Annotated in this window: 9 protein-coding genes; all 9 read left to right on the top strand. The window is 40.1% G+C overall.

The features are described from left to right. Positions 1 to 1,359: a sigma E protease regulator RseP gene (gene rseP, locus LT090_RS10325; RefSeq protein WP_068547092.1), complete on the top strand. Its 1,359-nt coding sequence runs from the start codon at positions 1 to 3 to the stop codon at positions 1,357 to 1,359. Positions 1,360 to 1,440: 81 nt separating this feature from the next. After that, the gene (bamA, locus tag LT090_RS10320) at positions 1,441 to 3,909 is read left to right on the top strand and encodes an outer membrane protein assembly factor BamA (RefSeq protein WP_068547091.1); all 2,469 of its coding nucleotides are present in this window, start codon (positions 1,441 to 1,443) and stop codon (positions 3,907 to 3,909) included. A gap of 97 nt (positions 3,910 to 4,006) precedes the next feature. Then, positions 4,007 to 4,522, top strand: coding sequence for an OmpH/Skp family outer membrane protein (locus LT090_RS10315; RefSeq protein WP_068547090.1), 516 nt, complete (start codon positions 4,007 to 4,009; stop codon positions 4,520 to 4,522). Positions 4,523 to 4,531: 9 nt separating this feature from the next. After that, a complete protein-coding gene (gene lpxD, locus LT090_RS10310) occupies positions 4,532 to 5,560 on the top strand; it encodes a UDP-3-O-(3-hydroxymyristoyl)glucosamine N-acyltransferase (RefSeq protein WP_198360698.1) in 1,029 nt (342 codons plus the stop codon). Positions 5,561 to 5,604: 44 nt separating this feature from the next. Further along, positions 5,605 to 6,054, top strand: a complete 450-nt coding sequence (gene fabZ / locus LT090_RS10305; protein WP_068547088.1) for a 3-hydroxyacyl-ACP dehydratase FabZ — start codon at positions 5,605 to 5,607, stop codon at positions 6,052 to 6,054. Positions 6,055 to 6,059: 5 nt separating this feature from the next. Then, entirely contained in the window at positions 6,060 to 6,830 is a 771-nt protein-coding gene (lpxA, locus tag LT090_RS10300; protein WP_068547087.1) for an acyl-ACP--UDP-N-acetylglucosamine O-acyltransferase, read from the top strand. A 94-nt stretch (positions 6,831 to 6,924) separates the two neighbouring features. After that, complete coding sequence (gene lpxB, locus LT090_RS10295) at positions 6,925 to 8,070, top strand: lipid-A-disaccharide synthase (protein ID WP_415918830.1); 1,146 nt, start codon at positions 6,925 to 6,927, stop codon at positions 8,068 to 8,070. A 184-nt stretch (positions 8,071 to 8,254) separates the two neighbouring features. Beyond that, entirely contained in the window at positions 8,255 to 8,866 is a 612-nt protein-coding gene (rnhB, locus tag LT090_RS10290; RefSeq protein ID WP_068547085.1) for a ribonuclease HII, read from the top strand. Next, a complete protein-coding gene (dnaE, locus tag LT090_RS10285; protein ID WP_068547084.1) occupies positions 8,859 to 12,338 on the top strand; it encodes a DNA polymerase III subunit alpha in 3,480 nt (1,159 codons plus the stop codon). The genes rnhB and dnaE overlap by 8 nt, the downstream gene beginning before the upstream one ends. Positions 12,339 to 12,489 lie beyond the last annotated feature (151 nt).

The following is a 12,489-nucleotide window of genomic DNA, read 5'->3' as shown; positions in this document are numbered from 1 at the left end:
ATGTTTGATTTCTTGTGGAATTTAGGTTCTTTTATTGTCGCTCTTGGCTTGTTAGTGACTGTTCACGAATATGGTCATTTTTGGGTAGCTCGTCGCTGCGGCGTTAAGGTTGAAACCTTTTCAATTGGTTTTGGTAAAACCTTATGGCGCACCTTTGATAAGCACGGCACAGAGTATGTTATCGCTATAATCCCACTTGGCGGTTACGTAAAAATGCTTGATGAACGTGTCGATGACGTCGAAGAAGATCAAAAGCAATTTGCCTTTAATAATAAAAGTGTTTATCAACGCATTGCCATTGTTTCTGCAGGACCTATAGCCAACTTTTTATTCGCCATTGTCGCATTTTATTTAATGTTTCTTATCGGTGTCACCAATGTAAAGCCGGTTATCGGCAGCATCGCAGCTGATTCCATGGCGGCTCAATATGGTCTAGAAGCCGATACTGAGATTGTAAAAATTGATGACGAAATGGTTGATAGTTGGAATAAAATCAACATGGAGTTAGCAAGTCATATTGGTGACGAAGACGTGGTTATTCATACCCGTGCACTTGATAGTAGTTATGTTAAAGCGAATACCATAGAACTCATCGATTGGCAGTATCAACCACACGAAATGTCGGCTATGGAAAGCTTAGGTATCGTACCGTTTTTACCAAAAATTAGCGCTCGAATTGCCAAGTTAGTGGAAGATGAAGCTGCAGATAAAGCAGGCTTATTAGTTGGCGACGAAATTATCTCGATAAATGGTACGAATATCTATGGTAATTGGCAGGACTTTGTTGATATTATTCAGCCTAATCCTAATGCTTTAATGCAATTAGAAGTTAAACGAAATGAAAAAATCGTAAAAGTTGAGATGCTAACGGGAACTCGAGAGGATTCTGCGGGTCGTAAGCAAGGATATGTTGGTATATTACCGATACAACCAAAGTGGCCAGAGAGTCACATAACTGAATTATCATATGGACCAATTTCTGCAATAGGGAAAGCCGCAGAAAGTACTTATCATCTAATCGCCTTAAGCTTTCAGATGGTTGGTAAAATACTTACCGGCGATATTAGTGTGAGTAATTTAAGCGGTCCGATATCTATCGCACAAGGAGCGGGAGTAAGCGCCAGTATTGGTGTTGTTTACTTTTTGAGCTTTTTGGCTTTAATCAGTATAAATTTAGGCATAATTAACTTATTACCGTTACCAATACTTGATGGCGGACATTTACTTTATTATGTTATAGAGCTTATCACAGGACGAGAAGTATCAGAAAAGACTCAGGAAGTAGGGTTTAAAATTGGAGCTGTTCTCTTATTATCGTTAATGACTATCGCAATCGTTAACGATGTTTCCAGACTCTAAAACTATGAGCTATATACTCGAATAGAAATATAAGCACTTACATTGAAAAGTGCGTACAAAGAATTATAAAAGTTGACTACGATGATAATAAGAAAGCTTGCCTTAGCAGTATTACTAGGCAGTCTTGGATGCAAAGCACATGCAGCCAATGAGTTTGTTGTAAATGATATAGAAATAAAGGGCCTTCAACGTGTTGCTCTCGGTGCAGCGTTGACTCATATACCTTTTAACGTTGGTGATCAACTTAACGAATTTCGTATTTCACAATCTCTAAAGTCTTTATATGCCTCTGGCCATTTCCACGACATTAAAGTTTTTCGCGATGGCGAAAAAATCATTTTTCGAGTGAAAGAGCGAGAAACCATCAGTGAAATCATTTTTGATGGTAATGACGATATAAAAGACGAACAATTACAGGAATCACTAGACGGTAGTAATATCCGTGTTGGTGAAACATTAGATCGCTCAGTGATTGCTTCGATCGAATCAGGTCTCGAAGATTTTTACCACAGTGTTGGTAAGTACAACGCAACCGTAACCACAAAAATATCTCACCTACCTCGCAACCGAATTAACTTAACCTTTGAATTTGATGAAGGTGAAGCCGCAGCGATTGAACAGATAAATATTGTTGGTAACGAAGAGTTTACTGATGCTGAGTTACTTGAACGAACTGAATTAACGTTTGATTCTCCTTGGTGGGACTTTACCGCCCAAGATAGATATCAAAAACAGACCCTGCAAGGGGATATGGAAACGATTGAGAGTTACTATCTTGATCGTGGTTACCTTAGATACAGTGTTGATTCAACGCAAGTATCAATGACGCCGAACAAAGAAGGTGTATATATCACTTTGAATGTTACCGAAGGCGTCCAATATACGGTAAGTGAAATTGAATTCATCGGCGAAATGGCTGGTTATGACAATACCATTAAGGCAATTTCTCCATTAAGATCTGACGAGTTATATAACGGTGCGACTGTAACTTATACTGAAGACCTTATTAGCAAGTTTTTAGGACGGTTTGGTTACGCTTATCCGAAAGTTCAAACTATTCCAGAAATAAACGATGACGATAAAACGGTAAAACTTATCGTTCAAGTTGATCCTGGTAAACGAGTATATGTCGATCGTATTACCTTTAGCGGTAACGATGTAACTTCTGAAGAAGTTCTTCGTCGTGAAATGCGTCAACAAGAAGGCTCATGGTTATCGAATAATTGGCTTGAAGCCTCAAAAATGCGAATCCAACGATTGCCATATTTTGAAACCGTAGAATTTGAAACTAACCAAATTGCAGGCGAAGACGATTTAGTTTCAATTGACTTTGATGTTAAAGAGCAACCTTCAGGCTCATTTACCGCTGGTGTGGGTTACGGCTCATATTCTGGCTTAAGCCTTAACGCGGGTATTCAACAAAACAACTTCTTAGGTACGGGTAATCGTTTAGCATTCTCAGTTAATACGATGAAGTATTCTCAAAGTGCCAATATTTCATATACTGATCCATACTGGACGATAGATGCAATTTCACTTGGCGGTAATATCTTTTATAGTGAGTTTGATGCAGGTAAAGCAAACTTAGTAAACTATAACAATACAACTTATGGTATTGGTGCGACAATTGGTTATCCAGTAAATGAATATATCCGTGTAAATTTTGGTATCGGATACAAAAATTCTGACATTTCGAATTTACAGACATATGAGCAAATAAAAGAGTTTTACGAGATTTTCCAAGATCCGGAAGATCCAGATGCAAAACTTAATTTTGAAACCTATGATTTCAATGCTGCTATTTCTCGCGTTACATTAAACCGCGGTACATTCCCAACGGCAGGTTCATCAATTAGTTTAAGTGGTAAGATCACTGCACCAGATATTTCTGATGTACAGTTTTTCAAGCTTAAATATGACTCTAAATTCTATTTCCCACTAACACGTGATCATAGCTTTAGTTTCTTAGCCCGTTTTGAAGCAGGTTATGGTAATGGTTATGGTAGTGTAAATGGTAATGATCATATATTACCGTTCTGGGAAAACTTTAGAGCCGGTGGTGCTGATACACTGCGCGGCTTTGAAAATAACACCGTAGGCCCTCGTGCTATTTATCGTCAACCAAACCAAAGCCCTGGTGTTCCTGGTGGTCCACCAGAAGTAGCCCCACCAAATGAAGATTCAATTGGCGTTTCTTCGCGAAGCGTTGGTGGTAATGCAATGGCGGTTGCTGGTCTTGAGCTTATCGTACCAACGCCATTCTTAGACGAAGGCTACAGTAATAGTGTACGTAGCAGTTTCTTCGTTGATGTTGGTAACGTATGGGACACAGAATTTAGTCTTTCAGATTATACCGATACTATAGACCCTAGTCAGTCAGATGAAATTGCAGATTATTCTGATCCGATGCGTATTCGTACATCGGCGGGTTTATCTGTACAATGGTTATCACCAATGGGACCAATGGTCTTTAGTTTCGCAAAACGTTTGCGTTCAGAAGCGGGTGATGACACTGAATTTTTCAGCTTTAATATTGGTAAAACATTTTAATATCTTTATTAGAACTGTACTAAAACTATTTTAAACCAAGTTAATAAATAATAAGATGTCAGAAAGACATAAAAGATTTTTTTGTAGGAGAAAAAAATTGAACAAACTAATTAAATCAATTGCATTCACAGCAGCAGCATCATCAATGATGTTCAGTGCAAATTCATTAGCGGCTGATCAAAAAATTGCTGTCGTAAACGTGCAACAAGTAATTTCACAGTTACCGCAAATGGCTGATGTTCAGCAAGCAATCACTGCTGAATTTAAAGAAGAAATTGATGCGATGAAAAAACTTGAGGGTGATATCAAGTACAACATGGAAAAGCGTCAACGTGATGAAGCCATCCTAAGTAAAAAAGAAATTGAAGAACTAGAAGCTAAAATCGATAGTTTACGTAAAGATTACGGTGCCAAAGCTCAGCCTTTACAACAAAACTTAAAGCGTCGTGAACAAGAAGAGCAACAAAGAATTTTGATGCTTGTTAAAGAAGCGATTGATGTAGTAGCAGCAAAAGGCGAATACGACATCGTAATTCAACAATCTGCAGTAGCATTTGCTCAGCCAGATTTTGATATTTCAGCTAAAGTTGTAGAACAAGCTTCTAAAAAGTAAGAAATCATTATGATCACCTTAGGCGAATTAGCTAAAAAATTAGGTGGTAGTGTGCAAGGAGATGAAACTGTTGAAATTTCATCTCTAGCAACACTGCAAGATGCATGCGCTGGTCAAATAGCGTTTTTAGCGAATGTTAAGTATCGGCAGCATCTTGAAAATACAAATGCAAGTGCAGTTATCTTAGCTGCGAATCAAGCAAAATTTTGTTCTACTAACGCATTGGTCCTTGATAACCCATACTTAGGCTTTGCTCTTGTCGCGCAATTACTCGACACCACCCCTAAAGCAAGTTCTGGTATTCATTCCAGTGCGGTAATCGATGCTACTGCAACAATAGGTAATGAGGTTAGCATTGGCGCTAATAGCGTTATTGAAAGTGGTGTTAATCTGGCTGATGGCGTGGTTATTGGCGCCAATTGTTTTGTTGGTAAAAATGCATTTATTGGTGAGCGTACACAGCTGTGGTCAAACGTAAGCATTTATCACAATGTTGAAATAGGCAACGACTGCCTCGTACAAGCCAATACAGCAATCGGTAGCGATGGCTTTGGTTATGCGAACGATAAAGGCCGTTGGGTCAAAATACCGCAGCTGGGCGCTGTTATTATTGGCAATAATGTTGAAATAGGTGCATGTACTACAATAGATAGAGGTGCCTTAGAAAACACCATTATTGGCGATAATGTAATTTTGGATAATCAAATTCAAATCGCCCATAATGTGCAGATAGGCTCTAGCACTGCAATCGCGGGGTGCACTGTGATTGCCGGCTCTACAGTTATTGGTAAAAATTGTACAATCGCAGGAATGGTTGGTATTAACGGCCACATTTCAATCTGCGATGGTAGCATCTTTACCGGTATGAGCATGGTAACCAAATCAGTTACTGAACCGGGCGTATATTCGTCAGGTACACCAGCGTTGCCAAATAAAGAATGGCGCAAAAATGCATCTAGATATAAACATTTAGATAGCATGTACAAAAAAGTAGCTGAATTAGAAAAACTTGTACAAGAGTTGAAAGATCAAAAATAAAATTGTTGACGATTTCGTCTATCAACAATCATTAAGGAATTATTTTGGACAGTACTACAAACGTTATCGAAATTGAAGAAATTCAAACCTTGATCCCACATCGTTATCCATTTTTGTTAATCGATCGTGTTCTTGATTATGTACCAGGCGAATCGCTACACGCTATTAAGAACGTTTCGGTCAATGAACCAGTATTTCAAGGGCACTTCCCTGATTTTAAGATTTTTCCTGGTGTAATGATACTTGAAGCTATGGCACAAGCTAGTGGTGTACTAGGGTTTAAATCGGTAGAAGGTAAAGACGGTGAAATGTTTTTATTTGCTACAATTGATAATGCTCGTTTTAAGAAACCAGTGACGCCAGGCGATACTATGCATATTCATATTGAATTTGTGAAAGAGCGTCGTGGCATGTGGAAGTTTGCAGGTACTGCTAAAGTCGATGGTAAAGTAGTATGTACGGCAGATTTATTGTGCGCAAGAAAAGGTAGCTAATTTACGTGATTCATCCCCAAGCAATTATAGAGCCTAGTGCTAAATTAGGTAACAACGTGACCGTTGGTCCATGGACTTACATTGGCGAGAATGTGGTTATTGGTGACGATTGTGTTATCCATTCCCATGCCGTTATCAAAGGACCTACGACGATTGGCTCCGGTAATGTTATCTTCCAATATGCTTCTGTTGGTGAAGATTGCCAAGATAAAAAATATGCCGGTGAACCAACTCGTTTAGAAATTGGCGACAACAACATTTTTCGAGAAGGTTGTACAATCCATCGTGGCACGATTCAGGATGAATCTGTAACGATTATCGGTAGCGATAATTTGTTTATGGCTGGTGCTCATGTCGCCCATGATTGTGTAATTGGTAGCAACGGAATTTTTGCAAATAATGTGAGCTTAGCAGGTCATTGTCACGTAGGTGATTGGGTAATTATGGGCGGGATGTCTGGTGCACACCAGTTCTGCCATATTGGTTCTCATGCCTTTGTTGGCGGTGGTGGTATTGTCTTAAAAGATATCCCTCCTTACGTTATGGTTGCAGGTCATCCAGCGAAACCTTTCGGGTTAAATAGCGAAGGTTTAAGACGCCGCGGTTTTGATAAAGACGTTATCGCGCAAGTGAAACGAGCCTACCGAGAAGTATACCGTAAAGGTTTAAAGGTCGACGAAGCGGCTGAAGTTCTTGCACCTGTTGCAGAAACGAATTCTGAAGTTAAAGCGTTTGTCGATTTTATTGTCAATTCAAGTCGTGGCATAGTCCGCTAATTCATTGATTCATCAAAGCCGTTAGCAAGAACTTTGCGATATTAAGTACTTGCTAATTGGCAATTTAAGGTGGCAAATACAACTGATGCAAAACGTGACCAACAACTCTTCTCCTACTTTTGCCATTGTCGTTGGCGAGCATTCCGGTGATACCTTAGGTGCCGGTTTAATTAAATCCCTAAAACGTCGTTACCCTGATGCCAAATTTGTTGGTATCGGCGGCCCTAAAATGAACTTACTCGGCTTTAATAGCTTATTTTCGATGGAAGAGCTGGCTGTCATGGGGATTGTGGAAGTTCTCGGGCGATTAAAGCGCTTATTACACGTTCGTAAGGAATTAGTTCAGTACTTTAACAACAATAAACCTGATGTGTTTATTGGTATTGATGCGCCAGACTTTAACCTTGGGTTAGAATTAAAACTTAAGCAGCAAGGCATAAAAACCGTGCACTATGTGAGTCCTTCTGTGTGGGCATGGCGCGAAAAACGAATATTCAAAATAGATAAAGCGACTGATATGGTTTTATCTTTATTACCGTTCGAAAAAGATTTCTATGACAAGCATAATGTTGCTTGTACCTTTGTTGGTCACCCGTTAGCGGACGAAATACCTCTCGAAAATCACCAAGACAATGCGCGCAAAGCGTTAAATCTTGAAGCGGATGGCAAGTACTTGGCAATAATGCCAGGCTCTCGTGGTGGTGAGTTAGCAAAGTTACTTCCTGATTTTCTATCAACCGCGAAAATATTGAAAGCACAGCATCCTGAGTTGTTATTTGTTGCGCCAGTTATTAACGATGTGCGAGAACAACAATTTAACGAGTTATGGCAATTACATGCGCCAGAGCTTGAGATCACGGTAATTAATAATGATACGCAAACGGTAATGACCGCAGCCGATTGTTTACTAACCGCATCAGGTACGGTAACCCTTGAAGGTGCATTAATAAAACGACCTATGGTTGTTGCTTATAAGTTCAATTGGTTAACAGCAATAATTGGTCGAATTATGGTTGATGTGAAATTCTTTTCACTGCCTAATTTATTAGCCGATAAACTACTTTTGCCAGAATTACTGCAAGAACAAGTAACACCTGACAACTTAGCCGCTGAACTCGAACCATTATTGTTTAGCGATCAAACCGAGCTACAACAAGCATTTATGGACATTCATTTGATGCTTAAACAAGATGCCAGTGAAAAAGCTGCTGATGCCGTTGAAGTATTGTTGAACTCATAATCTATTCGTTAGAAAAAATCGTCACTTACCGGTATCGTTGAAAGTAAAATATCACTTGCCGTTGCCCCATCAAGATGAGTAGAATCTATAATTACATTTTGTAGTTTCTACCCTTATTTAAAAGCCTATTTAAAAGCTTTTTTAAATCAGAATAAAAACAAAAAAGAGTCGGAGAAATAGTTAAATGAGCGATGAATTTATTCGCCCTAATGTCGAGTTAATCGCAGGTGTAGACGAAGTTGGAAGAGGGCCTTTAGTCGGGGCTGTAGTTACTGCTGCGGTGATCCTTGATCCAAATAACCCGATTGAAGGTTTAACAGACTCTAAAAAATTATCAGAAAAGAAACGTAATGCCTTAGCGATTGAAATCAAGGAAAAGGCATTAGCGTGGAATCTAGGTCGCTGCGAGCCCGCAGAAATCGACCAACTCAATATATTACAAGCAACTATGGTAGCGATGCAGCGTGCAGTCGCAGGCCTCTCTACATCAGCTCAATACGTATTGGTTGATGGTAATCGTTGTCCAGATTTTGGTTTACCATGTCAAGCGGTGATAAAAGGTGATTTAAAAGTTGCTGAAATATCAGCGGCGTCAATTATCGCAAAAGTTGCGCGCGATGACGAAATGCTAGCCCTTGATAAGCAATACCCTGAATATGGATTCGCTAAGCATAAAGGTTATCCAACCAAGGCACATATGGATATCATCAAAGAGCGTGGCGTTATCGATTGTTATCGCAAGAGCTTTAAGCCGGTGGCAAAAGTTATCAGCGAACGAGGCGTAAATAATGGCTGATCCTAAATTTGTGCACTTGCGGGTGCACAGTGATTTTTCGATGTGTGATGGCCTAAATAAAGTTAAGCCGATTATCGCCAAAGCAGACGACTTAAAAATGCCTGCGATAGCGTTAACCGATCAAACCAACATTTGTGGTTTAGTTAAATACTACCATGCCGCAACAGGCGCCGGTATAAAGCCAATAATCGGTACAGACTTTTGGGTGAAAAGTGACGAACTTGGTGATGAGCTGTTTCGCTTAGTGGTCATTGCATCAAACAACCAAGGCTATAAAAATCTCACTGAACTTATTTCAAAGGCCTATTTACGCGGTCATATTCAAGGCAGGGCAGTTTTAGATAAAGACTGGCTGGTCGAATATAGTGAAGGGATTATTATTCTCTCTGGTGGCCGAGAAGGTGATATCGGTAAAGCACTATTAAAAGGCAATGTTGAACTTGTCGAGCAAATGGTGAGTTTTTATCAGCAACATTTTAATGACAAATTTTATCTAGAGCTTATTCGAACTGGTAGAGAGAACGAAGAAGACTATTTGCATATGGCGGTTGAACTTGCTCAGCAAAAACAACTTCCGGTCGTAGCAACAAATGAAGTTGTTTTCTTATCTGCAGACTTATTCGATGCTCACGAAATCCGCGTTGCCATACATGATGGTTATACTTTAGATGATAAACGACGCCCGAGGAAATATAGCCCGCAGCAATATTTGCGTAGCGAACAAGAAATGGTTGAGCTGTTCAGCGATATTCCTGAAGCGCTTGCCAATACAGTAGAAATTGCAAAACGCTGTAATGTTACCGTTACCTTAGGTGAATACGTTTTACCCGACTTTCCAACAGAAGGTCTATCTATCGAAGACTTCTTAGTTAAAGTGTCTGAAGAAGGCCTGCAAGAACGCTTAGAGTTTTTATTTGATAAAGACTCACCTGAATTTGAAGAACTACGTAAGCCCTATGACGAACGCTTGAAAGTTGAGCTTGAAGTAATCAATAACATGGGCTTCCCTGGCTACTTCCTTATCGTTATGGAATTTATTCAATGGAGTAAGGATAACAATATTCCGGTTGGTCCAGGTCGTGGTTCTGGTGCCGGTTCTTTAGTGGCCTATGCACAAAAAATCACTGATCTTGACCCGTTAGAATATGACTTGCTGTTCGAGCGTTTTCTTAACCCTGAACGTGTATCAATGCCCGATTTTGATGTCGATTTTTGTATGGACAGGCGAGACGAGGTAATTGATCACACCGCAGAGTTGTATGGTCGTGATGCGGTATCACAAATTATTACCTTTGGAACCATGGCGGCAAAAGCGGTTATACGCGATGTTGGTCGTGTTCTTGGTCACCCTTATGGTTTTGTTGATCGAATCTCCAAGTTAATACCACCGACGCCGGGTATGACCTTGGCTAAAGCATTTGAAGAAGAACCTAAATTACCAGAAGCTTACGCACAAGATAACGACGTTAAAGATCTTATCGATATGTGCCGCACGCTTGAAGGGACAACACGAAATGCCGGTAAGCATGCGGGTGGTGTTGTTATTTCGCCGACAACTATTACTGACTTTGCGCCGTTATATTGTGATGACGAAGGTAAAAACCCGGTTACTCAATTTGATAAAAATGATGTTGAAGATGCTGGCTTAGTTAAGTTTGACTTTCTTGGTCTACGTACCTTAACCATCTTGCAGTGGGCTATTGAAATGGCCGATGAAAAACTGCTTAAGGCGGGCAAAGAGCCAATCGATATCGCGGCAATTCCATTGGATGATAAAGATTCATTTAATATGTTGCTTGCATCGAAAACAACCGCAGTATTCCAGCTCGAATCTTCGGGTATGAAAGCGCTTATCGAAAAGTTAAAGCCAGATTGTTTTGAAGATATTATCGCACTGGTAGCCTTGTTTAGACCGGGGCCACTAGATTCCGGCATGGTCGATAACTTTATCGAGCGTAAGCATGGCCGTGAAGAAGTATCGTATCCTGATGCAAAATGGCAACATGAATCGTTAAAAGAAATTCTTGAACCAACCTATGGCATTATCTTGTACCAAGAGCAGGTAATGCAGATTGCCCAGGTACTTGCTGGTTATACCCTAGGTGGCGCCGATATGCTTCGTCGTGCCATGGGTAAGAAAAAGCCAGAAGAAATGGCTAAGCAGCGTTCAACCTTTGAGCAAGGTGCTATTGATAATGGTGTTGATGGCGAGTTGGCGATGAAAATCTTCGACTTGGTAGAAAAGTTCGCCGGTTATGGTTTCAACAAGTCTCACTCTGCTGCCTACGCTTTGGTTTCTTATCAAACCTTATGGATGAAATCCCATTTCCCGGCGCCATTTATGGCGGCGGTAATGTCTGCTGATATGGATAACACCGAAAAGATTGTTACCTTAGTAGATGAGTGTGCCAATATGGGCATTGATTTAATACCGCCGGATGTAAATACCGGTTTGTATAAATTTGCGGTAAATGAAGATAATCAGATTGTTTACGGTATCGGTGCAATAAAAGGCGTTGGTGAAGGGCCGATTGATGCCATTATCGAAGCGCGAACTAACGGTGGTCCTTTTAAAGACCTGTTTGATTTTTGTGCGCGTTTAGATTTAAAGAAAATTAATAAACGTATTCTTGAAAAGCTAATTAAAGCCGGAGCCATGGATAACCTTGGTCCGCACCGCGCGTCTTTATTTGCCACCCTTGGTGAGGCGATAAAAGCTGCTGATCAACATGCCAAAGCACAAGCTCTGGGACAGGACGACTTATTTGGTCTGATCAATGTTGAAGAAGAAGATGAACGTCAATCCTTTAAAGAAGTGCCTCCTTGGGCGGAAGAAGTATGGCTCGACGGTGAAAAGGAAACCCTTGGACTATATTTAACAGGTCATCCAATCAATCGTTACCTTGATGAAATCAAACGATTGGGCGGCCAGCGATTACTTAATTTACAGCCTGGCGGTAAAGACAAAATATCGACAGCGGTCGGTTTAGTGCTAGGTGTTCGAGTATTGGTCAATAAAAGAGGTCGTCGCTGGGCTTTAGTAACACTAGATGATAAAAGCGCTCGTATCGATGTACGATTATTTCCTGATGACTATGATAGATACGAAGAAGTCCTACAAAAAGACTCAATTTTAGTTTGTAAAGGACAGGTCAGCTTTGATGATTACTCCGGTGGGCTTACAATGACCGCTAGAGAAATAACGACCATTAGTGATGCTCGTGAAGCAATGATTAAATCGATAGATTTAACCGTGCATAAGCAACAAGTCGATGAGCAGTTTATCGAAAAGTTTGGTGAAATCATCAAGCCTTATAACGAAGGGACATGCCCGTTACGTATTTTCTATCAACGTGAAGAAGCACAAGCGATGTTAGAAATGGGGATCCTTTGGCGGGTAACGCCAAGTGACATGTTACTGCATGAATTAAAGTTACTTCTTGGTCAAGACAACATCCGTATGGAATTTTAAGCAACAGACGTTTCTATCAGGTATTACCAGTGTATTTAACTGTAACTATCTCAGCGAAAGTAATGATTTTTACAGTTATTTGTTATAGTATTGCGTTTTTATCGTCCGTATTAATACATCGACTTATAAAAAGTCGCTGTAAACATAGATT

This window comes from Thalassotalea crassostreae (assembly GCF_001831495.1).
Classification (GTDB): domain Bacteria; phylum Pseudomonadota; class Gammaproteobacteria; order Enterobacterales; family Alteromonadaceae; genus Thalassotalea_A; species Thalassotalea_A crassostreae.
This window is presented reverse-complemented; position numbering and strand designations above follow the sequence as displayed.